The organism is Pseudomonas sp. S2_E02 (assembly GCF_054668355.1).
On record NZ_CP162761.1, the window covers coordinates 5,704,877 to 5,730,489 of the forward strand.

The window sequence follows — 25,613 nt, forward strand, 5'->3', positions numbered from 1 at the left end:
CAAAACCCTGTCCCTGAAATTACCCTTAAAGGGTAATTTTGACCAATCGAAAATCCCGCTCCATGTGTCTCCGATTGACCCTAGGTGGTTGCCGTCCTACACGGGTATGACTAACATGTCAGAAAATTCATCCTATGATTGGATGAAAGGGAAAATCCTATGTCAGACATTTCTCCACTCGTTAAGCGATCCCTGGTCGATCAGGCTCTGGATCAGCTTCGTCAGCGCATCAACAGCGGTGCCTGGCAGGTTGGCGAGCGTTTGCCGACCGAACCCGAACTGTGCGCCGAGCTGGGTATCAGCCGCAACACCGTGCGCGAAGCCATGCGCGTGCTGGCGTTTTCCGGACTGATCGAGATTCGTCAGGGCGATGGCAGTTACCTGCGCGCCGTGGTCGATCCGCTCGACACGCTCAAGGCCTTGTCGCGCTGCTCGCTCGATCAGGCGCGGGAAACCCGGCACATCCTCGAAGTCGAGGCCATCGGCCTGGCAGCGTTGCGCCGTACCGACGAGGACCTCGTCGCCTTGCGTGAAGCGCTCGGCACCAGCGGCAGCCACTACCACGGCGATCTCGACACCTATATCGCCTGCGATCTGGTGTTCCACCGTCGTCTGGTCGATGCCGCGCACAACCCGACCCTCAGCGAGCTTTATCGCTATTTCTCCAGCATCGTCGGCGCGCAATTGCGCCAGACCCTGAATATCGTCCCGCGCCGTCAGGAAGTGTTCGACTTGCATATCGAGTTACTCGATGCGGTCGAGCAACGCGACCCGGAACGGGCCAAAGCTTTGTCGAGGCAGTTGATCAATGAACCTTGAAACCGAGAAATCCATGTCCCGCAGTGAGCTATCCACAACCCCAAAGCGCACGGCAGAGCTTGAAGAGCTGCTGATCGACGCCGAGGCTGACGACGAGCAAGTGCAACAAAGCCACCCGCTGGTGCGCCGGCCGTGGTTGTTGCTGCTCGGCTTGATTCTGGTCGCGCTGAATTTGCGTCCGGCGCTGTCGAGCATGGCGCCGCTGCTCAGTGATGTGTCGAAAAGCCTCGGTTTGTCGGCGGCTCAGGCCGGTTTGCTGACCACACTGCCAGTGCTGTGCCTGGGATTGTTCGCCCCACTGGCACCGATTCTGGCGCGGCGTTTTGGCGCTGAACGGGTGGTGTTGGGAATTCTACTGGCACTGGCCGGCGGGATTATCTTGCGCAGCAACTTCGGCGAGATCGGCCTGTTCGCTGGCAGCGTATTGGGCGGCGCGAGTATCGGCATCATCGGAGTTTTGCTGCCGGGCATCGTCAAGCGCGACTTCGCCAAACACGCCGGCACCATGACCGGCGTGTACACCATGGCGCTGTGTCTGGGCGCGGCGATGGCGGCCGGTTCCAGTGTGCCGCTGAGTGAACATTTCGGTCACAGTTGGGCGATGGGCCTGGGTTTCTGGGTGATTCCGGCGCTGGTTGCAGCGGTGTTCTGGTTGCCGCAAGTCGGGCAGAAACATGGCGCGCACAACGTCGCCTACCGTGTGCGCGGGCTGCTGCGTGATCCGTTGGCCTGGCAGGTGACCTTGTACATGGGCCTGCAATCGTCGCTGGCCTACATTGTGTTCGGCTGGTTGCCGTCGATCCTGATTGGTCGCGGCCTAACGCCGACCCAGGCCGGCCTGGTGTTGTCCGGTTCGGTGATCATCCAGCTCGCCAGTTCGTTAGCCGCACCGTGGCTGGCGACGCGCGGCAAGGATCAGCGTCTGGCGATCGTCGTGGTCATGGCGCTGACCCTTGGCGGTCTGTTCGGTTGCCTGTACGCGCCGATCGAAGGCCTGTGGGGCTGGGCGATTCTGTTGGGGCTGGGGCAGGGCGGTACGTTCAGTCTGGCGTTGACATTGATTGTGCTGCGTTCGCGCGATTCCCATGTCGCGGCGAACCTGTCGAGCATGTCTCAGGGTTTCGGTTACACGTTGGCGTCGATGGGGCCGTTTGCGGTCGGCGTGGTGCATGACTGGACCGGCGGCTGGAATGCCGTGGGCTGGATCTTCGGCATCATTGGCACCGGTGCGATCATCGCCGGCCTCGGCGCCGGGCGTGCGTTGTACGTGCAAGTGCAAAGCGAAAAAATCTGACACATAACCCTTTTTTGGGGCCAGTGATATCCAATGTGGGAGCGAGCTTGCTCGCGAAGACGGTGGTTCAGGCAAAGATCATGTTGAATGTGCCGGCCTCTTCGCGAGCAAGCTCGCTCCCACAGTTTTTGGGGCACCTTGAAGATCTTGCGTGGTATTCGGTTTACGAATGCCGATAGTGTTTCTGCGCATTGCAGATTATGGTGCTGGCACTCTGTACCTATTTTGGAGTTTGCCCATGAGCGAAGCCCACGCCGCGTTGATCACCCGCTTCTACCAGGCCTTCCAGCGCCTCGATGCCGAAGCCATGGCCGCCTGCTACACCGACGACGTCGTGTTCAGTGATCCGGCCTTCGGCGAACTGCGCGGGCGCGATGCCGGCGACATGTGGCGCATGCTCACCACTCGAGCCAAGGATTTCTCGCTGACTTTCGACAACGTCCGCGCCGATGAGCGCAGCGGTGGCGCACATTGGGTCGCGACCTACCTGTTCAGCCAGACCGGCAACATCGTCATCAACGATATCCAGGCCCGCTTCGTCTTCCGTGACGGCAAGATCTGCGAACACCACGACCACTTCGATCTGTGGCGCTGGTCGCGTCAGGCCCTCGGTTTCAAAGGCCTGCTGCTGGGCTGGACACCGCTGGTGCGCAACGCCGTGCGCGCCCAGGCGTTGAAGGGACTGAAGGCATTTCAGGCCGGTCGCTGATAAGATCGCCGCCTGTTTCCTACACGTCTTGATCCCGAAGTGACCAGCCTTAGCGAAAAATCTGTCGAAGTTGCCGAACCCGTGAGCAAGTCCTGGTTCGTCTACCTCGTTCGCGCCGCCAATGGCTCGTTGTACTGCGGGATCAGCGACGATCCGGTGCGTCGTTTCGCCAAGCATCAAAGTGGCAAAGGCGCACGGTTCTTCCTCTCCAGCCCGGCGATGGCGCTGGTTTATACCGAACTGTGCCGCGACAAGAGCGATGCGCTGCGCCAGGAACGTTTGATCAAAAAACTCAGGAAGAGCGCGAAGGAATGTCTGGTCGCGTCTTATCAATCTGACTGATTGGTTTTCTTCAGTCTGGCCTGTCGTACCTGACGCTGGCATTCGTTTACTTGCCAGGCCGCGAAGGTCCAGAAATCTGCAAGCGTTTCAACGATCAGCACATCGGCAGCGATGTCACCGGTGTGGGTCGCGGCGTGTTCGACCTAGTGCGCGATTTCGACCCACGGGCCACACCGATCCGCTGCGCGCCAATGCACACCACGGCACCATTCCGCGTTTCAAACGCAATCTGTTGTTGCGTGCTTCATTCCATCGGCCGGATGCAGCGCTCAAACGATGGGCCGGTTGTTACTTTCAGCGCAAGCGCAATGTGTTGTGGCAGGTGTTGGAGCTTGAGCACCCGCCCGCGTTGAATATGCGGCGCAACGTGGGAGGAGGCTTTGTGATGTTGCTGCCTGATGGTAAGCAGCTGCACTTCGACGAAGAGGAGGTCGAGCACGTCATGGATTACGACGTGGCACAGAATATCTACGGGGTGCCGGATTACTTGGGTGGGATGCATGCGTTGCTGCTCAACGAGTCGGCGACGCTGTTTCGTCGTCGGTATTTCAATAACGGTGCGCATGCGGGGTTTGTGTTTTACACCAACGATCCGAACCTGACGGAGGAGGACAATGCGATGCAAGCGAAAATTGCCGGCAGTAAGGGCGTAGGGAACTTTCGGTCACTGTTCGTCAACATTCTCGGTGGGAGCGACAAAGTGATTCAAATCATCCCAGAGGGGGATTTGCGACCCAAGACGAGTTTGAGCGAATCAAGAACATTACCCGTAACGATGTTATCGCGGCGTGGCGGATGAATCCGGCACTTGCCGGTGGGATGCCGGAAAAAGCGGCTGGATTTGGAGATATTGAAAAAATTGATCGTGTTTTCATGAATAACGAAGTGCGCCCTATTGCTCAGTTGTTTATGCAAATCAATAACTGTTTAAGATGGGATAGAGTGGTTGGGTGGCGCTGACTTTTTCTCGTGTGGTAGAAGAGAAGTGATTGGAAGGTCTTGGGTCTCCCAATCACTTCCAGCGTGTAATCAAAGATTTTTTTCGGTCATGGCTCTGATTCCTGAGAGTGAGGGTTGGCTCGCTGTCATAATTCCATTTTTGAAAAACAACACTCCGTTCTGACCATTGTCTCCATATTTTTCTGATATTAATCTAGGATCTGTCAGGAGGGTGTGAACTTTGAGAATGGTTAAACGGTCACCATAGTCTATCTGGCAACCGTAGACTTCATCACTTTCTTCCTCTGAAGGAGAGTATTTCACTGTATACATTATTGCTAGCACAGACTCATTTTTTTCGATATATAGTGTGAGGAGATTTTCTTCGATTTCAGGTATTTGCACTCGATAGTACATATGTGCTCACTTTTAGTATGATGGAGTTGTAGAAATTCCAATGTGATTCTCTAAAAAAAAATAATACCTGTCACTGTCAGATCTGACAGGTTATTAGACCGAATTGTAATTATGCTGCGACGAATTGGTAATGATTGAGTAGGGTGTATTTATAGGCTTATTTGCTAAAATATCAGTATAAATCTGCTGAGGTAATACGATGCGTGTGAGTTGCAAGTCATGCGGGGAAAAGGGAAGGATTGTGTCTCGTGAAGAACTATCGTTAGAGTTTGCGCGACTTTACTGTCAATGCGGTTCTGTGGCATGTCGTCACACTTGGATAGCTAATTTGATGTTCTCCCATACGTTGAGTCTATCGGCTAAGGCGATTGATCGGCTGTTGTTTGATCGCTTGCGAAGTCTGTCGCGTGAAAAGCAGCGGGATTTGTTTGAACAATTGAATTCAGTCGTTTTGGGAGCAGCTGCTGTTGCGTTTGCGGTGTCGCGGGTGTTGATCAGGCAGTGATCGCTATATAAGTTCGTCAGTTATTTCTAATTGATCCTAAAAGCTGTCAACTATGACAGTGGTGGCCGGCTTTTCGACGTGTGAGTATTTGGGCTGTTCAGGCTGATGACCCTGAAGAGTACGAAATATTATCGAGGAACAAAAATGCTTAGCATAATAGATTTGAAAATCGAAAGCTCTGTTGATACAGAGGCTACGGTGCAAGAGCGCTTTTCTAAACAGTATCCCGACTGTAAGTTTGTTAGTGTTCGTCTGGATTGGAAGAAGAAAGTTGCGGTTGTTACCTATGAGGAGAGAGAGCGACCATTTATGGGGGGTATATTTAAAACTAGCGGTTAAGGGTGAGGTGCAGTCTAAGCACTCGCGCGAATAGGGGGGGGTAGTAGCGGCCAGAGAACAACTCTCACCGCTACGCACTCCTATTCAGTGGGCACTAACTTATCCAGCACCTGATTGACTGCCATTTCCGCCACCATGACGACTTGGGCAATGCCTTGCAGGGTTTTGCGGTGGGGACCTTCAAGCACTGCTGCAAAGTCGTTGAGCATCACGCTGGCGGATCCCAGGGTTTCGCACGCATCGACCAGCAACGGTTCGGTGCCGGATTGTGGGTTGGCCATGTAGAGGCGGTTGGGTTGGTAGGGCGTGGCCATGATCTGGGCGGTGGGTGGCCCTAGATAGTGGTTCAGTGCGCGTTCGGCGGCTTCGTTGAGTTTTTTCGAATCGAGGGATTCGTAGGGGGACGTCGGATTGGTGATGGTTGCCGGGTCTATTACCGGCGGGTTTGGCGTTACTTTGAACATTATCTGGGTCCTTAAGTAGGAGCCAACACCACTTCTCTACTAAAAGGAGGGGTGGCAGCTGTGCGCAGGTTAGTAGACCGGGGACCCAGGGAAGCCGGCGCGCTCGAGAGCGCCCTACGCACAGCCACCATAAAGTGCAGGCGAAAAATGCCTGACTTTTGATGCGCTATGCGCCCTGGATAGACCTCGGGCTACTAAACCCGATCACTGATGGGCAGTGACAGGTTCACGTTACCGATGGGATCCAAGGCGCACAAGCCGGCGGATTCTGGCGTACGCGTAGGCAGAGGCGCAAGAATTTGTGGGCCTTTGCGCGTAACACTGAGTGTCTTTAAACGGATGCGAAAAATGGCGTGTAATAACCGTTGAGGTCTATGGCTTTACCTGTCAGGCAGTACGCTGGCGCCATGTCTGGATGGCGCGATCCCTTTGGCGCTCTTATCAATCTGACTGATTGGTTCCCATCAGGCAGATCTGTAGGCTGCTAAGCAAATGCACGCTAAGCTGCTGGCTCACTATCTGAGCGGCGGAGCCGAGCATGTCCGAGTTGATTCTGCATCATTACCCGACCTCCCCATTTGCCGAGAAGGCCCGCCTGCTGCTGGGCTTCAAAGGCTTGTCGTGGCGCTCGGTGCATATCTCGCCGGTGATGCCGAAACCGGATCTGACCGCCCTGACCGGCGGCTATCGCAAGACCCCGGTTTTGCAGATTGGCGCTGACATCTATTGCGACACGTCGTTGATCGCTCGTCGTCTCGAGCAAGAGAAGGCTTTGCCAGCGTTCTTCCCCGAGGGTCAGGAGTTCACCACCGCCAGTTTCGCCACGTGGGCTGACTCGGTAGTGTTCCAGCATGCGGTGAGTCTGGTGTTCCAGCCGGAATCTGTGGCCGTGCGTTTTGCCAAGTTGCCGCCGGAGGCGATCAAAGCGTTTATTGCCGACCGCGCCGGTTTGTTCTCGGGCGGCAGTGCCACACGTCTGTCCGCCGAACAGGCCAAGCATCAGTGGCCGACGATCATGGCGCGTCTGGAGCAGCAGTTACAGCGCGAGCAAGGCGACTTCCTGTTCGGCGAACCGTCGATTGCTGACTTCGCATTGGCGCATCCGCTGTGGTTCCTCAAGGCGACGCATGTCACGGCGCCGCTGGTGGATGAGTATCCGGCGGTTTCGGCGTGGCTGAGTCGAGTGCTGGGCTTTGGTCATGGCGCGGCGAGTGCGATGACGTCGGAAGAGGCGCTTGAGGTCGCACGCAACGCTACACCGGCGGCATTGCCGGATGAGCAGTTTGTTGATCCGAACGGCTTCAAGGCTGGCCAGCAGGTGGCAGTCTCGGCGACGGATTACGGGGTTGATCCGGTGGTGGGTGAGTTGCTGTTTGCCGGCAGTGAAGAGCTGATCATTCGTCGCGAAGACGAGCGTGGCGGCGTGGTGCATGTGCACTTCCCGCGATTCGGCTTCCGCATCGAAGCCCGCTGATCTCTCAAGTCTGATGCAAAACTTTGTAGGAGTGAGCCTGCTCGCGATAGCGGTGTGTCAATGGCGGATTTATCGACTGACACACCGCTATCGCGAGCAGGCTCACTCCTACAGGTTATTTCAGGGCGGCGAGAATCTCGTCCGGGTCAAATCCGCGAATCAACGTGCCATTCACGTCGATCAACGGAATCCCGCGTCCACCCAATGCCTCATACGCCTTGCGCGCCTCTGCATCCTTCTCGATATCGAACTCCTTGAACGCAATTCCTTTGCTGTCGAGAAAGCGTTTGGTCTGCTTGCAGTAGCCGCACCAGTCGGTGGCGTAGAGCACGACATTGGCCTGCGCCCGCGTCTGCTCCGAGACCATTTGTGACGGGTTGAATACCCGCTCAATCTTGCCCCAGTTCTGATAGACCACCACGACAAGCAGTACCAGCAGAACCTTCTTTAGCACATTGCCGAGCATCAGTTGCGGCGCTTCAATTGATCGGTGAGCGACGTTGGCAGGCCCTTGATCACCAGGGTGCCAGCCTCTTCGTCGTATTCGATCTTCGAGCCCAGCAGGTGCGCTTCAAAGCTGATCGACAGGCCTTCGGCGCGGCCGGTGAAGCGGCGGAATTGATTCAGGGTGCGTTTGTCCGCCGGGATCTCCGGCGACAAGCCGTAATCCTTGTTGCGGATGTGATCGTAAAAGGCTTTCGGACGCTCTTCGTCGATCAGCTCCGAGAGCTCTTCCAGGCCCATCGGTTCGCCGAGTTTGGCTTGGCTGCTGGCGTAATCGACCAGGGTCTTGGTCTTCTCGCGGGCGGAGTCTTCCGGCAGATCTTCGCTTTCGACGAAGTCGCTGAACGCCTTGAGCAGCGTGCGGGTCTCGCCCGGGCCGTCGACACCTTCCTGGCAACCGATGAAGTCGCGGAAGTACTCGGAGACCTTTTTGCCGTTCTTGCCTTTGATGAACGAGATGTATTGCTTGGACTGCTTGTTGTTCTGCCACTCGGAAACGTTGATCCGCGCCGCCAGGTGTAACTGGCCGAGGTCGAGGTGACGCGACGGGGTCACGTCCAGCTCATCGGTCACCGCCACGCCTTCGCTGTGGTGCAGCAGGGCGATGGCCAGGTAATCGGTCATGCCTTGCTGATAGTGGGCGAACAATACGTGACCGCCGACCGACAGGTTCGACTCTTCCATCAGCTTCTGCAGGTGCTCGACCGCGACTTTGCTGAACGCGGTGAAGTCCTTGCTGCCTTCCATGTATTCCTTCAGCCAGCCGCTGAACGGGAACGCGCCGGACTCCGGATGGAACAGGCCCCAGGCTTTGCCCTGTTTGGCGTTATAGCTTTCGTTGAGGTCGGCGAGCATGTTCTCGATGGCTGCAGACTCGGCCAGTTCCGTGTCACGGGCGTGCAGAACTGCGGGCGTGCCGTCGGGTTTTTTGTCGATCAGGTGGACGATGCAATGACGGATCGGCATGGGCTTCTCGGCTGTAGGAAGGGAGGAGGGCTGGCTCCCCCGAAAAAGCGCTAAGTGTACCGCAACCACTGGTTTTGGCGCGGGTTGTAGGGCAAAACCGGGGCGCGCACTGACGCATATGCAGTTTTTTACCGATTTAGCGCAATAAAGCTGACCAAATGGGTAGCTAGAGGCGGATATTTCCCCGTCTCTGTGCTAGTTTTGCCCGGTCTTACGCGAAGTCACTGCGTTAAGCGTGCAATCAGCATTTGTCAGGTCGAACCAAACCCTGATTTCGGTATCTATAACCCGACTCGTCGTGGTTATCGCCGAGGGTGCCAGATCCAGAAGATCGGGCTCGATGGCTGACACTGCACTCTGCAATCCATATGAATTTGATAGGGAAGGAACACTACATGGCTCTTACTAAAGACCAACTGATCGCCGACATCGCTGAAGCTATCGACGCGCCGAAAACCACCGCGCGTAACGCTCTGGACCAACTGGGCCAAATCGTTGCCGATCAGCTGGAAAACGGCGGCGAAATCACCTTGCCAGGTATCGGCAAGCTGAAAGTGACCGAGCGTCCTGCCCGCACTGGCCGTAACCCTTCGACTGGCGCTGCCATCGAAATCCCTGCTAAGAAAGTGATCAAGCTGGTTGTGGCCAAAGGCCTGACCGACGCTGTGAACAAGTAAGACGCAGCAATAAAAAACCGTGCACCGGAGTGATCCGGGCACGGTTTTTTTGTGCCTGCGATTTGGCAAGCACTTAGATCCCATGTGGGAGCGAGCTTGCTCGCGAAGGCAGTGTGTCAGTCAGAGTTGAATTGACTGATGCTCCCCATTCGCGAGCAAGCTCGCTCCCACAATTGATTTGTGTCCGGTGATGCGGTGTTTAGCGAACCCAGCGCTCGCGGCGCCAGATCTGCTGCTCGGACTTGGTCTGGAAGGTCCAGGCCACAAAGCGGCTCTGCTTCTGGCCCTGAGACATCTCGACGACCTGGCTTTCCAGCACCCCGGCTTTTTTCAGTGCGGTTTCGATGGCCGGCAAGTTCGAAGCTTTCGACACCAGCGTGCTGAACCACAGCACCTTGTGCTGGAAGTTGGCGCTCTCGGCGATCAGTTGCGTCACGAAACGCGCTTCACCGCCTTCACACCACAACTCCGCCGACTGACCGCCGAAGTTCAGCACCGGCAGTTTGCGTTTCGGGTCAGCCTTGCCCAGTGCGCGCCATTTGCGCTCGCTGCCCTTGGTCGCTTCGTCCATCGAGGCGTGGAACGGCGGGTTGCACATGGTCAGGTCAAAGCGCTCGCCCGGCTCCAGCAAGCCAATCAGGATGTGCTTGCGGTTTTCCTGCTGACGCAGCTGGATGACTTTGTTCAGGTCGTTGGACTGAACGATGGCTCTGGCGGCCGCCACAGCAGTCGGATCAATCTCCGAGCCGAGGAAGTGCCAGCGGTATTCGCTGTTACCGATCAGCGGATACACGCAGTTGGCGCCCATGCCGATGTCCAGCACGTTGACGATCGCGCCGCGCGGGACCTTGCCGTCGTTCATGCTCGCCAGCAAATCGGCGAGGAAGTGCACGTAATCGGCACGGCCTGGAACTGGCGGGCAGAGGTAGTCTGCCGGGATGTCCCAATGCTGGATGCCATAGAACGACTTGAGCAGCGCCCGGTTGAACACGCGCACCGCATCGGGGCTGGCGAAGTCGATGCTTTCCTTGCCGTACGGGTTGGTGATCACGAACTTCGCCAGTTCCGGCGTGGTTTTGATCAGCGCCGGGAAGTCGTAACGACCCTGATGGCGATTGCGCGGGTGCAGGCTGGCCTTTTCACGCGGCTCGACGGTCTTGGCCGGGGTCGCGGAATCAGGCTTCTTGCGCGCAGGTTTGGGTGTGCGGGGGGCGTTCATGGGCGTGATCGATTCGGGTATGGCTGAAAGTGGCGGGTATTGTCCCACATCCAGCCGCTGCGAACTCAATATCAGCAACACCACCGATCTCTGTGGGAGCGAGCTTGCTCGCGAAAGCGTCCTCTCAGTCAACATCACTTTCGCCTGACACGGCCTCTTCGCGAGCAAGCTCGCTCCCACAGGGATTGGCATTGGATGAAGGAAAGTAGGCAATAAAAAAGGCGCGTCACCCGATCGGGTGGCGCGCCTTTTTAATGCGATTTACCAGTTACAGACTGGCAATCCGCGCGTGCTGCTCGGCCAGTTTGCCCAAGGCTTGTTCAGCCTCGGCCAGTTTGGCGCGTTCCTTCTCGATGACTTCGGCCGGGGCCTTGTCGACGAAACCGGCGTTGGACAGTTTGCCGCCAACGCGCTGGACTTCGCCCTGCAGACGCAGGATTTCCTTGTCCAGACGCGCCAGTTCAGCGCCCTTGTCGATCAGGCCGGCCATCGGCACCAGCACTTCCATCTCGCCAACCAGCGCGGTGGCGGACAGCGGCGCTTCTTCGCCAGCCGCCAGAACGGTGATCGATTCCAGGCGCGCCAGCTTCTTCAGCAGCGCTTCGTTCTCGGTCAGACGGCGCTGGTCTTCAGCGCTGACGTTCTTCAGGTAGATCGGCAGTGGCTTGCCCGGGCCAATGTTCATTTCGCCACGGATGTTACGCGTGCCGAGCATCAGTTCCTTGAGCCATTCGATGTCGTCTTCGGCAGCCGGATCGATGCGCTCTTCGTTGGCCACTGGCCACGCTTGCAGCATGATCGTTTTGCCCTGAATGCCGGCCAGCGGCGCGATGCGCTGCCAGATTTCTTCAGTGATGAACGGCATGAACGGATGCGCCAGGCGCAGTGCCACTTCCAGTACGCGAACCAGCGTACGGCGAGTGCCGCGCTGACGTTCAACCGGTGCGTTCTCGTCCCACAGCACAGGCTTGGACAGCTCTAGGTACCAGTCGCAGTACTGGTTCCAGATGAACTCGTACAGCGCTTGTGCTGCCAGGTCGAAACGGAATTGATCCAGCTGACGGGTCACTTCGGCTTCAGTGCGTTGCAGTTGCGAGATGATCCAGCGATCCGCCAGCGACAGCTCGTAGGCTTCGCCGTTCTGGCCGCAGTCCTCGCCCTTGTCCAGAACATAACGCGCGGCGTTCCAGATCTTGTTGCAGAAGTTGCGATAGCCTTCGACGCGGCCCATGTCGAACTTGATGTCGCGACCGGTCGAGGCCAGCGAGCAGAAGGTGAAGCGCAGGGCGTCGGTGCCGTAGCTGGCGATGCCGTCGGCGAACTCGTCGCGGGTCTGCTTCTCGATCTTCTTCGCCAGTTTCGGCTGCATCAGGCCGGAGGTGCGTTTCTGCACCAGTTCTTCCAGTTCGATACCGTCGATGATGTCCAGCGGATCCAGAACGTTGCCCTTGGACTTGGACATTTTCTGGCCCTGGCCATCGCGCACTAGACCGTGCACATAAACGGTCTTGAACGGCACCTGCGGAGTGCCGTCCTCGTTCTTGATCAGGTGCATGGTCAGCATGATCATCCGGGCAACCCAGAAGAAAATGATGTCGAAGCCCGTCACCAGCACGTCGGTGGAGTGGAATTTCTTCAGGAACTCGGTCTGCTCAGGCCAGCCCAGGGTGGAGAACGTCCACAGACCCGAACTGAACCAGGTGTCGAGTACGTCGTTGTCCTGCTGCAGGGCAACGTCCGGACCGAGGTTGTGCTTGGCACGCACTTCGGCTTCGTCGCGACCGACGTAGACTTTGCCCGACTCGTCGTACCAGGCCGGAATCCGGTGACCCCACCACAGCTGACGGCTGATGCACCAGTCCTGGATGTCGCGCATCCACGAGAAGTACATGTTTTCGTACTGCTTGGGCACGAACTGGATGCGGCCATCTTCAACGGCAGCAATCGCAGGCTCTGCCAGCGGTTTGGTCGACACGTACCACTGGTCGGTCAGCCACGGCTCGATGATGGTGCCGGAGCGGTCGCCTTTCGGCACTTTCAAGCCGTGGTCGTTGACGCTGACCAACAGGCCGGCGGCGTCGAACGCAGCCACGATTTGCTTGCGCGCTTCGAAACGCTCAAGGCCGGCGTACTCAGCCGGAATCGCGCCATCGATGCTGTCGTTCAGCGTACCGTCGAGGTTGAACACCTGGGCGGCTGGCAGCACGTTGGCGTTCTTGTCGAAGATGTTCAGCAGCGGCAGGTTGTGGCGCTTGCCGACTTCGTAGTCGTTGAAATCGTGGGCCGGGGTGATTTTCACGCAGCCGGTGCCGAATTCAGGATCGCAGTAATCGTCGGCGATGATCGGGATGCGGCGGCCAACCAGTGGCAGCTCGACAAACTTGCCGATCAGGCCTTGGTAGCGCTCATCGTTCGGGTTCACCGCGACGGCGGAGTCGCCGAGCATGGTTTCCGGACGGGTGGTCGCGACGATCAGGAAATCGTTGCCATCAGCGGTTTTCGCGCCGTCGGCCAGCGGGTACTTCAGGTTCCACAGGAAACCTTTCTCGTCGTGGTTTTCCACTTCGAGGTCGGAAATCGCCGTGTGCAGTTTGGTGTCCCAGTTGACCAGACGCTTGCCGCGATAGATCAGACCGTCTTCGTGCAGGCGCACGAACGCTTCTTTGACCGCTTCCGAGAGGCCGTCGTCCATGGTGAAGCGCTCGCGGCTCCAGTCGACGGACGAGCCGAGGCGGCGGATCTGACGGCTGATGTTGCCGCCGGACTGATCCTTCCACTCCCAGACCTTCTCGAGGAATTTCTCGCGGCCCAGATCGTGACGATTCTGGCCGGTGGCTTCCAGTTGACGCTCCACCAGCATTTGCGTAGCGATGCCAGCGTGGTCGGTGCCCGGCTGCCACAGGGTATTGCGACCCTGCATGCGGCGGAAACGGATCAGGGCGTCCATTATCGCGTTGTTGAAACCGTGACCCATGTGCAGGCTGCCGGTGACGTTCGGCGGCGGGATCATGATGGTGTAGGAGTCGCCCGCGCCTTGCGGGGCGAAGTAGTTCTCGGACTCCCAGGTGTTGTACCAGGAAGTTTCAATGGCGTGCGGCTGGTAGGTCTTATCCATGCGCGGCGGGACCCTATTGGCATTAATTCAGGAAAAGCCGACGAGTATAGCGGGGCATGGGGCCGAGGGCGAGCGGGGGAGGCCTGGCGGGGATCTAAATGTAGGAGTGAGCCTGCTCGCGATGCAGGCGCTGCGGTTTTTCAGGAAAACCGAGGTGCTGCTATCGCCAGCAGGCTGGCTCCCACAGGGGTTGGGGGGTTATTCGTATTGGCTGAGCAGTCGTTCCATGCGTGCGTCGAGGCGGCGCTTGATTTCGGTTTCGATGTGCGGCGCGAAGTCGTCGATCACGTCTTGCATGATCAATTGCGCGGCGGCGCGCAGTTCGCTGTCCAGGTGGAGCAGGGCGTCCGGGCCTTTATTCGCGTGGGGCGCAGGTTGCGCGGCCGGCGCCGGAGTTGGAGCGGGTTGCGGTTCGACTGCGACTGCGGCCGGTTCGGCGCCGACAGAGTCAAACAACATCGGAATCTGTTCCTGTTCGCCATCGTCGACCGTGTCGGTCAACAGCGGTGGTTGCAGGTTGTCATCGCCGAGCAACTGGCGGATCGATTCAAGATCATCCAACAGGTGTGCGGACTTTTGTTGCGGTTTCGGAGTGTCCATTGGAATGCTCAGAGTCGCTGTAAACGGTGGTCTTGCAGAGGATAGCCCTGTTCGCGGTAGAAACGGAAACTCTCCCGCGCGGCCGCCCGAATTGTCGGATCTTCCACCACCACTTCCGCCACACGGGCGAATTTGCTGGCGAAGGCCGGGACTTTCAGGTCGAGGTTGACCAGCAAATCCTGGTGCTGACCGCAGTCATCACCCAATCCCAACACAATCAAACCGTCCGGTTCGCTGTCAGCCGGGCCATGCGGCACGAACGTTTCGCCCTTGAATGCCCACAAGCGCGCATCGAGATCGTCGCGCTGAGCGGCATCGCTGCAATGCAGGTAGATGCGATGGCCCATGCGCCAGGCTTTCTCGGTGAGCTTGCAGGCAAAGTCCAGGCGCGCCGAAGGGTCAGCGCTGGGCAGGATATAGAAGTCGACTTTGGTCATTGCGGTTCCAGAGCAGCAAGCGGCGTCACCCGAAGGTAACGCCGCCCGTCAGCGGGTTCAGGCTTTGGCGCGATCCAGCAGGTACTGGGTCAACAGAGGCACCGGACGACCGGTTGCGCCTTTGTCCTTGCCGCCGCTGGTCCATGCGGTGCCGGCGATGTCCAGGTGCGCCCAGTTGAGGTTCTTGGTGAAGCGCGACAGGAAGCACGCAGCAGTGATGGTGCCGGCTTTCGGCCCGCCAATGTTGGCGATGTCGGCGAACGGGCTGTCCAGTTGCTCCTGGTATTCGTCGAACAGCGGCAATTGCCAGGCGCGGTCGTCGGCAGTCTGGCCAGCGCTCAACAGTTGGCTGATCAGTTCGTCGTTGTTGCCCAGCAGGCCCGAGGTGTGTGCGCCCAGTGCCACGACGCAAGCGCCGGTCAGGGTGGCGATGTCGATCACCGCTTGCGGCTTGAAACGCTCGGAGTAGGTCAGCGCATCGCACAGCACCAGACGGCCTTCGGCGTCGGTGTTGAGGATTTCCACGGTCTGGCCGCTCATGGTGGTGACGATGTCGCCCGGACGCGAGGCATTGCCGCTCGGCATGTTTTCCGCGCAGGCGAGGATGCACACCAGGTTGATTGGCAGTTTCAGCTCAAGCACGGCACGCAGGGTACCGAACACGGAGGCTGCGCCGCCCATGTCGTACTTCATTTCGTCCATGCCGGCACCCGGTTTCAGGCTGATGCCGCCGGTGTCGAAGGTGATGCCTTTACCGACCAGTGCGTACGGTTTCTCGGATTTCTTGCCGCCGTTGTATTGCATGACGATCAGGCGCGGCGGTTGCTCGCTGCCCTGGCCGACGGCGTAGAACGAGCCCATGCCCAGGGCTTTGATCTTCTTCTCGTCGAGGACTTCGACTTTCAGATCCTTGAACTCTTTGCCGAGGTTCTTCGCTTGTTCACCAAGGAAGGTCGGGTGGCAGATGTTCGGCGGCAGGTTGCCCAGATCGCGGGTGAAGGCCATGCCGTTGGCGATCGCGGTAGCGTGATTCACCGCGCGCTGCACTTCGGCCTGAGCAGCCTTGATGGTCAGCAGGGTGATTTTCTTCAGGGCGCGCGGTTCGGCTTTCTGGCTCTTGAACTGGTCGAAGGTGTATTCGCCATCAACCAGGGTTTCTGCCAGCAGACGGGTTTTACCGTAGCTGTCGCGGTTTTTGACAATGATTTCATCCAGTGCCAACACGGCGTCGCTGCCGCCCAGACCTTTCAGGGTGTTGAGAATGCCGGCAACGATTTTACGGAATGGACGGTCGCCCAGTTCCTCATCCTTGCCCACGCCGACCAGCAACACGCGCTCGGCTTTCAGGTTCGGCAGGCTGTGCAGCAGCAGGCTTTGACCGACTTTACCAGCCAGATCGCCACGCTTGAGGACGGCGCTGATCGCGCCACCGCTCAGTTCGTCGACCTGTTTGGCGGCGACACCGAGTTTGCGGCCTTCGCCGACGGCAACCACCAGGGTGGCGGTTTTCAACGTTTCTGGGCTAACGCTTTTTACAACCAGTTCCATGTCCGGATCCCTGAATGAATGGTCAACACGCAGGCGTTCGACGGTGTCCGCAGTCGCCTGCTTATAGAGAGAAGAGGCGCAGGCCAAAGCCTGCGACAAGGGCCGCAGTTTGAACCCCGCTCCCCGCGCCTGACAACCCTAGGGGGCGTTCTCAATTAGTTTTCACACCGCGTTGTCGCCTTAAAGCCAGCCAGGCAAGGCGCAGGCCGCTGGGAATGGTTGTTCCCTTTCCAAGGCCTGCAACGCAGGCTGGCCGGCTTTAAGGCACAACCCGAAGGGCCGGGCCTGCTGTTGTGCAGGGCTGCGTTGCTCGAAGCTTATTTGGAATGACCAAACCACGCTTCTCGCGCCTTGCCCAGCACAACAGCAGACCCGGCGCGGTGTGAAAACTAATTGAGAAAGCCCCCTAGGTTGTACGATCTGCAAAGGATTACAGACATGGATGAGTGTGCGCAGTGACAGGCGCCCTCAATCACAGGATAATGCCGCATCTTTTTTCGACGGCTCTGCGTTGCGGGCCGGTCGATGTGTTTGCTTGTTTGGCCGCCTTAGCCTGACAACCCTGGAGTGTCTGGTTTGATCGTCTTCCGTTATCTGTCCCGCGAAGTCCTGTTGACCCTCAGCGCCGTGAGTGCTGTGCTGCTGGTCATCATCATGAGTGGTCGCTTCATCAAATATCTGGCTCAGGCCGCTGCCGGCCAGCTCGATCCGGGCTCGTTGTTCCTGATCATGGGCTATCGCCTGCCGGGTTTCATGCAGCTGATTCTGCCGCTGGGTCTGTTCCTCGGGATCCTGCTGGCCTACGGTCGCCTGTATCTGGAAAGCGAGATGACCGTGCTCTCGGCCACTGGCATGAGTCAGCAGAAGCTGTTTCGCATGACGCTGTTCCCGGCGACGCTGGTGGCACTGGTGGTGGCATGGCTGAGCCTGGGCCTGGCCCCGCAAGGCGCCAATCAATTCCAGTTGCTGCTGAACAAGCAAGACGCCCTGACCGAATTCGACACCCTCGAGCCGGGTCGCTTTCAGGCCCTGCGTGATGGTACTCGGGTCACCTATACCGAGACCCTGAGCGACGATCGCGTCAATCTGGGCAGCGTATTCATTTCGCAGAAAAACCTCGGTGCCGATCAAAAGGATCGCGGGATTTCCGTGCTGGTGGCCGAAAGCGGTCGCCAGGAAGTGCGCCCCGACGGCAACCGCTATCTGATCCTCGATAACGGCTACCGCTACGACGGCAGCCCGGGTCAGGCCGATTACCGCGCCATTCACTACGAAACCTACGGTGTACTGCTGCCCAAGCCGGACGTCAGCGAAGAAGTCACCGATCGCGACGCCATGCCGACCTCGTCTCTGCTGGGCAGCGATGACATCCGCTCCAAAACCGAACTGCAATGGCGTGTGTCCCTGCCGCTGCTGGTGTTTATCGTGACCCTGATGGCGGTGCCGCTGTCGCGAGTCAATCCGCGCCAAGGGCGTTTCCTCAAGCTGCTGCCGGCGATTCTTCTTTATATGGCTTACCTGACCATTCTGATTGCCGCCCGCGGCGCCCTTGAAAAAGGCAAGATCCCGCCAGCCCTGGGCCTGTGGTGGGTGCATGCGATCTTCCTGTTCATCGGTCTCGGTTTGCTCTATTGGGAGCCGCTGCGTCTGAAGATGGCCAGCCGTCGCGCTGCAGCGCTGGAGGTGACCCGTGGTTAAACTCGACCGCTACATCGGCAGCAGCGTGTTCATGGCGATCATCGCCGTGCTGGCAATCATTCTCGGTCTGGCGACCTTGTTTGCCTTCATCGATGAGATGGGCGACGTCAGCGATACCTACACCCTCGTCGATGTCCTCAGCTTCGTGTTGCTGACCGCGCCACGCCGTCTCTACGAAATGCTGCCGATGGCGGCGTTGATCGGTTGCCTGATCGGCCTTGGCAGTCTGGCCAGTAGCAGTGAACTGACCGTCATGCGCGCCGCTGGCGTGTCCATCGGCCGTATCGTGTGGGCTGTAATGAAGCCAATGCTGGTGCTGATGCTGGCCGGTGTGCTGATCGGCGAATACGTCGCGCCGGCGACCGAAAGCATGGCCCAGGCCAATCGCTCGCTGGCGCAAGGCAGCGGCGACGCGCAAAGCGCCAAGCACGGTATGTGGCACCGTCAGGGTGAAGAGTTCATCCACATCAACGCCGTGCAACCCAACGGCCTGCTGTATGGCGTGACCCGTTATCACTTCGACAAAGAGCGTCACCTGCTGAGTTCGAGTTTCGCCAAGAAGGCCGAGTTCGACGGCAACAAGTGGCAGCTCACCGACGTTGCCACCACGCTGTTCCATGAACGCAGCACCGAAGTCGTCAATACCCCGAGCGAGCAATGGGACGTGGCGTTGAGCCCGCAATTGCTCAGCACCGTGGTCATGGCACCGGAATCGCTGTCGATCAGTGGTTTGTGGGGCTACATCCACTATCTGTCCGAGCAGGGCCTGAGCAACGGCCGCTACTGGTTGGCATTTTGGGTCAAGGTGTTGCAGCCGCTGGTGACCGCAGCACTGGTGCTGATGGCGATCTCCTTCATTTTCGGTCCGCTGCGCTCGGTAACCCTCGGTCAGCGGGTGTTTACCGGCGTGCTGGTGGGCTTCACCTTCCGTATCGTCCAGGATTTGCTCGGCCCGTCGAGCCTGGTGTTTGGTTTCTCGCCGCTGTTTGCGGTGCTGGTGCCGGCCGGGGTCTGTGCGCTGGCGGGTGTCTGGCTGCTGCGAAGAGCCGGTTGATGACAGGCGATTGACCTGTGTTTTAAACCTCGAAAACGCCTCGGTCGACAGATCGGGGCGTTTTTGCATGCAATCCGGGTGACAGGCGAACGTGACGCTTGCGCCGTGTATCAGGTACAATTCCCGGCTATTTTTCGGCGGGCCATGCCTGCAGCCTTTTTGAGTGTTGATCCGTGAGTGATTTGAGTCATATCCGCAATTTCTCCATCATCGCCCACATTGACCATGGCAAGTCGACGCTGGCCGATCGCTTCATCCAGATGTGCGGCGGCCTGGCCGAGCGTGAAATGGAAGCCCAGGTGCTGGACTCCATGGACCTGGAACGTGAACGCGGGATCACCATCAAGGCCCACAGCGTCACCCTGTATTACACCGCCAAAGACGGCATCAAGTACCAGCTGAACTTCATCGACACCCCGGGCCACGTCGACTTCACCTACGAAGTCAGCCGTTCCCTGGCTGCGTGTGAGGGTGCCTTGCTGGTGGTCGATGCCGGTCAGGGCGTTGAAGCTCAGTCCGTAGCCAACTGCTACACCGCGATCGAGCAGGGCCTTGAAGTCATGCCGGTGCTGAACAAGATCGACCTGCCGCAGGCTGATCCTGATCGCGTAAAAGACGAAATCGAGAAAATCATCGGCATCGATGCCACCGACGCCGTTACCTGCAGCGCCAAAACCGGTCTGGGTGTCGACGAAGTACTCGAGCGCCTGGTGCATACCATTCCTGCGCCGACCGGCAACATTGAAGATCCGCTGCAAGCGTTGATCATCGACTCGTGGTTCGACAACTACCTGGGCGTTGTTTCCCTGGTACGTGTACGTCATGGCCGCGTGAAGAAGGGCGACAAGATCCTCGTCAAGTCCACCGGCAAGATTCATCTGGTCGACAGCGTGGGCGTGTTCAACCCTAAACACACCGCCACCACTGATTTGAAAGCCGGCGAAGTGGGCTTCATCATCGCCAGCATCAAGGACATTCACGGTGCACCGGTCGGTGACACCCTGACCCTGGCCTCGACCCCGGACGTTGAAGTGCTGCCCGGCTTCAAACGCATTCAGCCACAGGTTTACGCCGGTCTGTTCCCGGTCAGTTCCGACGACTTCGAGGACTTCCGCGAAGCGCTGCAGAAGCTGACCCTCAACGACTCGTCGTTGCAGTACACCCCGGAAAGCTCCGACGCACTGGGCTTCGGCTTCCGTTGCGGCTTCCTTGGCATGTTGCACATGGAAATCATCCAGGAGCGCCTCGAGCGCGAGTACGACCTGGACCTGATCACCACTGCGCCAACGGTAATTTTCGAGCTGGTGCTGAAAACCGGTGAAACGATTTACGTCGACAACCCATCCAAGCTACCGGATGTGTCGTCGATCGAAGACATGCGCGAGCCGATCGTGCGGGCCAACATTCTGGTGCCGCAAGAACACTTGGGCAACGTCATCACCCTGTGCATCGAGAAGCGTGGCGTTCAAGTCGACATGCTGTTCCTCGGCAATCAGGTGCAGGTCACCTACGACCTGCCGATGAACGAAGTGGTCCTGGACTTCTTCGACCGTCTCAAATCCACCAGCCGCGGCTATGCTTCGCTGGATTACCATTTCGATCGTTACCAATCGGCTAATCTGGTGAAACTGGACGTGCTGATCAACGGCGACAAGGTCGATGCCCTGGCGTTGATCGTGCACCGTGACAACTCGCACTACAAAGGTCGCCAGTTGACCGAGAAGATGAAAGAACTGATTCCTCGTCAGATGTTCGACGTAGCCATTCAGGCCGCCATTGGTGGTCAGATCGTTGCCCGGACAACCGTCAAGGCGCTCAGAAAGAACGTATTGGCCAAATGCTACGGCGGTGACGTCAGCCGTAAGAAGAAACTGCTCGAGAAGCAAAAGGCCGGTAAGAAACGCATGAAGCAGGTCGGCAACGTGGAAATTCCACAAGAAGCCTTCCTCGCAGTGCTCAGGTTGGATAGTTAGGTCCTATGTCACTAAATTTCCCGCTGTTGCTGGTCATCGCCGTGTTCGTCTGCGGCCTGTTGGCGTTGCTTGATCTGTTGATCCTGGCGCCGCGTCGGCGTGCTGCCATTGCCTCCTATCAAGGCAGTGTCAGCCAGCCTGATGTAGTGGTCGTTGAAAAACTGAACAAAGAGCCGCTGCTGGTCGAATACGGCAAGTCGTTTTTTCCGGTGTTGTTCATCGTGCTGGTGCTGCGCTCGTTCCTTGTGGAACCGTTTCAGATCCCTTCGGGCTCGATGAAACCCACCCTGGACGTCGGCGACTTCATTCTGGTGAACAAGTTTTCTTACGGGATCCGTCTGCCGGTGATCGACAAGAAAATCATCGAAGTGGGTGATCCGCAGCGCGGTGATGTGATGGTGTTCCGCTATCCAAGTGATCCGAACGTCAATTACATCAAGCGTGTAGTCGGCTTGCCGGGCGATACGGTGCGTTACACCGCTGACAAGCGTCTGTTCATCAACGGCGAGTCGGTGGCCGAACAGTTGGTCGGCCCGGAGCCAGGCATGCTCGGCAGCGCCGAGTTCTACAAAGAAAAGCTCGGCGCTGCCGAACACCTGATCCGCAAGGAAATGAGCCGTTACCGCGCCACGCCGGACCATACCTGGACCGTGCCGGCCGGGCACTACTTCATGATGGGCGACAACCGCGACAACTCGAACGACAGTCGCTACTGGGATGATCCGAACATTCCCAAGGATCTGCTGGGCATGGTTCCAGACCAGAATATCGTCGGCAAGGCCTTCGCGGTCTGGATGAGCTGGCCGGAATCAAAACTCAGTCACCTGCCGAATTTTTCGCGGGTTGGCCTGATCAAGTAATTACACACGGCGCTGTTGACCACAGCGCCGAATGCATTTTTGGAGCCGGCACAATCGGCTTCGCAATCGCCAGGATTTAATTTTTGAACACAGCGTTAATTGTCCCAGGCCTGCGCCGCATCCCGGCGATGGCAGTGGAATTCAGCCACGAACTCAGCGTGGGTAAACCGTGAGCGTTTCTCTAAGCCGTCTCGAGCGCCAGCTCGGTTACACCTTCAAGGATCAGGAGCTGATGCTGCTGGCCCTGACGCACCGAAGTTTTGCCGGGCGCAACAACGAGCGTCTGGAATTCCTCGGCGATGCCATCCTCAATTTTGTCGCCGGCGAGGCACTGTTCGATCGCTTCCCGCTGGCCCGCGAAGGCCAGTTGTCGCGTTTGCGCGCACGCCTGGTAAAAGGTGAGACGCTGGCCGTACTGGCTCGCGGTTTCGACCTTGGCGATTACCTGCGACTGGGTTCCGGTGAGTTGAAAAGCGGCGGTTTCCGTCGCGAATCGATTCTGGCCGATGCCCTCGAAGCCTTGATCGGCGCGATCTACCTTGACGCCGGCATGGACATGGCGCGCGAGCGCGTGCTGGCCTGGCTGGCCGGCGAGTTCGAAGGCCTGACGCTGGTCGATACCAACAAGGATCCGAAGACCCGCCTGCAGGAACACCTGCAATCGCGAGGTTGTGAACTGCCACGCTACGAAGTGGTGGATATCCAGGGCGAGCCGCACTGCCGAACCTTCTTCGTCGAGTGCGAAGTTGTCTTACTGAATGAAAAAAGCCGAGGTCAGGGTGTAAGCCGTCGTATTGCCGAACAGGTAGCGGCCGCCGCAGCACTGATTGCCCTGGGCGTGGAGAATGGCAATGACTGATACAAACGCAACTCGCTGTGGCTATGTTGCCATCGTCGGCCGTCCCAACGTCGGTAAGTCGACGCTGCTGAACCACATCCTTGGCCAGAAGCTCGCCATTACCTCGCGCAAGCCGCAGACCACTCGCCACAACATGCTCGGGATCAAAACCGAAGGTGACGTGCAGGCGATCTACGTCGATACCCCTGGTATGCACAAGGGTGGCGAAAAGGCCCTGAACCGTTACATGAACAAAACCGCTTCGGCAGCGTTGAAAGACGTCGACGTGGTGATCTTCGTCGTTGACCGCACCAAGTGGACCGATGAAGACCAGATGGTGCTGGAACGCGTGCAGTACGTCACCGGCCCATTGATCGTTGCGCTGAACAAGACCGACCGCATCGAAGACAAAGCCGAGCTGATGCCGCACCTGAGCTGGTTGCAGGAACAGCTGCCGAACGCGCAGATCATTCCGATTTCCGCGCAGCACGGGCACAACCTCGATGCGCTGGAAAGGGTTATCGCTGATCATCTGCCGGAGAACGATCACTTCTTCCCGGAAGACCAGATCACCGACCGCAGCAGCCGTTTCCTCGCCGCTGAACTGGTACGCGAGAAAATCATGCGCCAGATGGGCGCCGAGCTGCCGTACCAGATCACCGTCGAAATCGAAGAGTTCAAGCAGCAGGGCAAGACCCTGCACATTCATGCTTTGATCCTCGTTGAGCGTGACGGCCAGAAGAAGATCATCATTGGCGACAAGGGCGAGCGTATCAAACGCATCGGCACCGAAGCGCGCAAGGACATGGAGCTGCTGTTCGACTCCAAGATCATGCTCAACCTGTGGGTCAAGGTGAAGGGCGGCTGGTCCGATGACGAGCGTGCGCTGCGTTCGCTGGGTTACGGCGACCTGTAAGTACACGGTTGTCGCAACACCGAAAAAACCTGTGGGAGCGAGCTTGCTCGCGAAGGCGTAGTGCCAGACGACATATTTGTTGACTGACACCCTGCTTTCGCGAGCAAGCTCGCTCCCACATTGGTTTTGGGGTGAATAAAAAACCGCGTTTTTATCAATGAGAGCTCCATGTCGCAAAACCCGCCTCCCGCCCAACCCGCCTACGTCCTGCATTCTCGCGCCTACCGCGAAACCAGTGCGTTGGTGGACTTCCTCACGCCGCAAGGTCGGCTGCGGGCGGTGTTGCGCAGTGCGCGGGGCAAGGCCGGGACATTGGCGCGGCCGTTCGTGGCGCTGGAAGTCGAGTTTCGTGGCAAGGGCGAGCTGAAGAACGTCGGGCGCATGGAGAGCTCTGGCACCTCGGCGTGGCTCAACGGTGAAGCGCTGTTCAGCGGTCTCTATCTCAATGAATTGCTGATTCGCCTGCTGCCTGCCGAAGACCCGCACCCGGGTGTCTTCGATCACTACGCCGCGACCTTGCTGGCATTGGCCGAAGGTCGTCCACTGGAGCCGTTGCTGCGCTCCTTCGAATGGCGGCTGCTGGACGATCTCGGTTACGGCTTTTCGTTGAATACCGACGTCCATGGCGAACCTGTTGCGCCGGATGGTCTTTATCGTCTGCAAGTGGATGCCGGGCTTGAGCGGGTCTTTCTGCTGCAACCCGGCCTGTTCAACGGCGTCGAATTACTGGCCATGGCCGAAGCCGACTGGACCGCCCCCGGCGCGCTCTCCGCCGCCAAGCGCTTGATGCGTCAGGCACTGGCTGTTCACCTGGGCGGTCGCCCTCTCGTCAGTCGCGAGCTGTTTCGCAAGCCCTAAGGGTCTGTTTACGTCTGGACGCGGCGCAACGGGCGCTGGCTGCGCGCAGGGCCGCGTTGCTCGGAACTCATTTGGCGCAACCAAACTTCGTTCCTCGCGCCTTGCCCTGCACTCAGCCAGCATCCCGTTGCCGCCGCGCCCAGACGTAAACAGACCCTTCACCGTGTATGCTGTGCGCCGAATCTTTTTCTTCAGGAGCGCGCATCCGTGACCACCAGCAATCGCATTCTTCTTGGCGTGAACATCGACCACGTCGCCACCCTGCGTCAGGCTCGTGGCACGCGCTACCCGGATCCGGTCAAGGCGGCATTGGACGCGGAAGAGGCGGGGGCCGATGGCATCACCGTGCACCTGCGTGAAGACCGTCGGCATATCCAGGAGCGCGATGTCTTGCTGCTCAAGGATGTGCTGCAAACCCGCATGAACTTCGAAATGGGCGTCACCGAAGAAATGATGGCGTTTGCCGAACGCATTCGTCCGGCGCACATTTGCCTCGTCCCGGAAACCCGTCAGGAGCTGACCACTGAAGGTGGCCTGGATGTGGCGGGACAGGAAGAGCGCATCAAGGCAGCGGTTGAACGTCTGTCGAAGATCGGCAGCGAAGTGTCGCTGTTCATCGATGCCGACGAGCGCCAGATCGCAGCGTCGAAGCGTGTCGGTGCGCCGGCCATCGAACTGCACACCGGCCGTTACGCCGATGCCGAAACCCCGACCGAAGTGGCAGAAGAGCTCAAGCGTGTCGCCGATGGCGTGGCGTTTGGTCTGGCCCAAGGCCTGATCGTTAACGCGGGTCACGGCTTGCACTACCACAACGTTGAAGCCGTAGCGGCGATCAAAGGCATCAACGAACTGAACATCGGCCATGCGCTGGTGGCGCATGCGTTGTTCGTGGGCTTCAAGTCTGCGGTAGCAGAAATGAAGGCGCTGATCCTGGCTGCTGCCAAGCCTTAAGCTTCAACTCAAAACCCTTGTAGGAGTGAGCCTGCTCGCGATATCGGTGTGTCAGACAAAATTAATTGACTGACCCACCGCTATCGCGAGCAGGCTC

The 25,613-nt window shown here is 58.4% G+C and carries 24 protein-coding genes and 2 pseudogenes; 17 read left to right on the plus strand and 9 right to left on the minus strand.

Going from position 1 to position 25,613, the window contains the following annotated elements; all coding sequences use genetic code 11:
• The first annotated feature begins 159 nt into the window (after positions 1-159).
• From AB4O01_RS25470 to AB4O01_RS25495, 6 genes and pseudogenes are all read left to right on the plus strand, one after another.
• Positions 160-819: a FadR/GntR family transcriptional regulator gene (locus AB4O01_RS25470; RefSeq protein WP_095050963.1), complete on the plus strand. Its 660-nt coding sequence runs from the start codon at positions 160-162 to the stop codon at positions 817-819.
• Complete coding sequence (locus AB4O01_RS25475; RefSeq protein ID WP_460089939.1) at positions 809-2,113, plus strand: CynX/NimT family MFS transporter; 1,305 nt, start codon at positions 809-811, stop codon at positions 2,111-2,113. The genes AB4O01_RS25470 and AB4O01_RS25475 overlap by 11 nt, the downstream gene beginning before the upstream one ends.
• Positions 2,114-2,351: 238 nt before the next feature.
• Positions 2,352-2,822 carry a nuclear transport factor 2 family protein gene (locus AB4O01_RS25480; protein WP_077571232.1) on the plus strand — a complete coding sequence of 157 codons (471 nt, stop codon included), beginning with the start codon at positions 2,352-2,354 and terminating at the stop codon, positions 2,820-2,822.
• 39 nt (positions 2,823-2,861) lie between these two features.
• Entirely contained in the window at positions 2,862-3,164 is a 303-nt protein-coding gene (locus tag AB4O01_RS25485) for a GIY-YIG nuclease family protein (protein WP_122609568.1), read from the plus strand.
• 33 nt (positions 3,165-3,197) lie between these two features.
• Positions 3,198-3,343, plus strand: a pseudogene (locus tag AB4O01_RS25490) (phage terminase large subunit family protein); the annotation flags it as partial.
• 2 nt (positions 3,344-3,345) lie between these two features.
• A pseudogene (locus AB4O01_RS25495) lies at positions 3,346-4,124 on the plus strand (phage portal protein).
• Positions 4,125-4,193: 69 nt separating this feature from the next.
• On the opposite strand, the gene AB4O01_RS25500 reads toward AB4O01_RS25495, so the two are convergent.
• Positions 4,194-4,520, minus strand: a complete 327-nt coding sequence (locus tag AB4O01_RS25500) for a hypothetical protein (protein WP_460089940.1) — start codon at positions 4,518-4,520, stop codon at positions 4,194-4,196.
• A gap of 199 nt (positions 4,521-4,719) precedes the next feature.
• Here AB4O01_RS25500 and AB4O01_RS25505 point away from each other — a divergent pair, with 199 nt between their 5' ends.
• Positions 4,720-5,025 carry an ogr/Delta-like zinc finger family protein gene (locus tag AB4O01_RS25505; protein WP_460089941.1) on the plus strand — a complete coding sequence of 102 codons (306 nt, stop codon included), beginning with the start codon at positions 4,720-4,722 and terminating at the stop codon, positions 5,023-5,025.
• Positions 5,026-5,444: 419 nt separating this feature from the next.
• Here the strand turns inward: AB4O01_RS25505 and AB4O01_RS25510 are convergent, their stop codons facing one another.
• Positions 5,445-5,828 (minus strand): DUF6124 family protein, encoded by a 384-nt coding sequence (locus AB4O01_RS25510; protein ID WP_186625385.1) that lies wholly within the window; start codon positions 5,826-5,828, stop codon positions 5,445-5,447.
• A gap of 538 nt (positions 5,829-6,366) precedes the next feature.
• On the opposite strand from AB4O01_RS25510, the gene AB4O01_RS25515 reads away from it, so the two are divergent.
• Positions 6,367-7,302 (plus strand): glutathione S-transferase family protein, encoded by a 936-nt coding sequence (locus AB4O01_RS25515; RefSeq protein WP_099758067.1) that lies wholly within the window; start codon positions 6,367-6,369, stop codon positions 7,300-7,302.
• A gap of 115 nt (positions 7,303-7,417) precedes the next feature.
• Here the strand turns inward: AB4O01_RS25515 and AB4O01_RS25520 are convergent, their stop codons facing one another.
• Complete coding sequence (locus AB4O01_RS25520; protein ID WP_099758069.1) at positions 7,418-7,768, minus strand: glutaredoxin family protein; 351 nt, start codon at positions 7,766-7,768, stop codon at positions 7,418-7,420.
• Complete coding sequence (gene yejK / locus AB4O01_RS25525) at positions 7,768-8,772, minus strand: nucleoid-associated protein YejK (RefSeq protein ID WP_095050956.1); 1,005 nt, start codon at positions 8,770-8,772, stop codon at positions 7,768-7,770. The genes AB4O01_RS25520 and yejK overlap by 1 nt, the downstream gene beginning before the upstream one ends.
• A gap of 395 nt (positions 8,773-9,167) precedes the next feature.
• On the opposite strand from yejK, the gene AB4O01_RS25530 reads away from it, so the two are divergent.
• The gene (locus AB4O01_RS25530; protein ID WP_003221909.1) at positions 9,168-9,449 is read left to right on the plus strand and encodes an HU family DNA-binding protein; all 282 of its coding nucleotides are present in this window, start codon (positions 9,168-9,170) and stop codon (positions 9,447-9,449) included.
• 199 nt (positions 9,450-9,648) lie between these two features.
• Here AB4O01_RS25530 and rlmF read toward each other — a convergent pair whose 3' ends face one another.
• The 5 genes from rlmF to AB4O01_RS25555 all read right to left on the minus strand — a co-directional run bounded on the left by rlmF (position 9,649) and on the right by AB4O01_RS25555 (position 16,368).
• Entirely contained in the window at positions 9,649-10,668 is a 1,020-nt protein-coding gene (gene rlmF, locus AB4O01_RS25535) for a 23S rRNA (adenine(1618)-N(6))-methyltransferase RlmF (protein WP_095119373.1), read from the minus strand.
• A gap of 268 nt (positions 10,669-10,936) precedes the next feature.
• Positions 10,937-13,783, minus strand: coding sequence for a valine--tRNA ligase (locus tag AB4O01_RS25540; protein WP_460089943.1), 2,847 nt, complete (start codon positions 13,781-13,783; stop codon positions 10,937-10,939).
• A 198-nt stretch (positions 13,784-13,981) separates the two neighbouring features.
• Positions 13,982-14,383, minus strand: coding sequence for a DNA polymerase III subunit chi (locus tag AB4O01_RS25545; RefSeq protein WP_099758071.1), 402 nt, complete (start codon positions 14,381-14,383; stop codon positions 13,982-13,984).
• A gap of 8 nt (positions 14,384-14,391) precedes the next feature.
• A complete protein-coding gene (locus AB4O01_RS25550) occupies positions 14,392-14,820 on the minus strand; it encodes a DNA polymerase III subunit chi (protein ID WP_007909049.1) in 429 nt (142 codons plus the stop codon).
• A gap of 57 nt (positions 14,821-14,877) precedes the next feature.
• Positions 14,878-16,368 carry a leucyl aminopeptidase gene (locus tag AB4O01_RS25555; RefSeq protein WP_093436923.1) on the minus strand — a complete coding sequence of 497 codons (1,491 nt, stop codon included), beginning with the start codon at positions 16,366-16,368 and terminating at the stop codon, positions 14,878-14,880.
• Between the two features lie 576 nt (positions 16,369-16,944).
• Between AB4O01_RS25555 and lptF the strand changes: the two genes are divergently transcribed.
• The 8 genes from lptF (at position 16,945) to pdxJ (ending at position 25,516) form a co-directional block, all read left to right on the plus strand.
• A complete protein-coding gene (gene lptF, locus AB4O01_RS25560) occupies positions 16,945-18,066 on the plus strand; it encodes an LPS export ABC transporter permease LptF (protein ID WP_186625606.1) in 1,122 nt (373 codons plus the stop codon).
• Entirely contained in the window at positions 18,059-19,120 is a 1,062-nt protein-coding gene (gene lptG, locus AB4O01_RS25565; RefSeq protein WP_093436914.1) for an LPS export ABC transporter permease LptG, read from the plus strand. The genes lptF and lptG overlap by 8 nt, the downstream gene beginning before the upstream one ends.
• 173 nt (positions 19,121-19,293) lie before the next feature.
• Positions 19,294-21,093, plus strand: coding sequence for a translation elongation factor 4 (gene lepA / locus AB4O01_RS25570; RefSeq protein WP_008083639.1), 1,800 nt, complete (start codon positions 19,294-19,296; stop codon positions 21,091-21,093).
• A gap of 5 nt (positions 21,094-21,098) precedes the next feature.
• Complete coding sequence (gene lepB, locus AB4O01_RS25575) at positions 21,099-21,953, plus strand: signal peptidase I (protein WP_093436909.1); 855 nt, start codon at positions 21,099-21,101, stop codon at positions 21,951-21,953.
• A gap of 169 nt (positions 21,954-22,122) precedes the next feature.
• A complete protein-coding gene (rnc, locus tag AB4O01_RS25580) occupies positions 22,123-22,812 on the plus strand; it encodes a ribonuclease III (RefSeq protein ID WP_093436904.1) in 690 nt (229 codons plus the stop codon).
• Entirely contained in the window at positions 22,805-23,707 is a 903-nt protein-coding gene (gene era, locus AB4O01_RS25585; RefSeq protein WP_008056597.1) for a GTPase Era, read from the plus strand. The genes rnc and era overlap by 8 nt, the downstream gene beginning before the upstream one ends.
• 168 nt (positions 23,708-23,875) lie before the next feature.
• Complete coding sequence (gene recO / locus AB4O01_RS25590) at positions 23,876-24,565, plus strand: DNA repair protein RecO (protein ID WP_093436899.1); 690 nt, start codon at positions 23,876-23,878, stop codon at positions 24,563-24,565.
• Positions 24,566-24,772: 207 nt separating this feature from the next.
• Complete coding sequence (pdxJ, locus tag AB4O01_RS25595; RefSeq protein WP_093436895.1) at positions 24,773-25,516, plus strand: pyridoxine 5'-phosphate synthase; 744 nt, start codon at positions 24,773-24,775, stop codon at positions 25,514-25,516.
• The last annotated feature ends 97 nt before the right edge of the window (positions 25,517-25,613 follow it).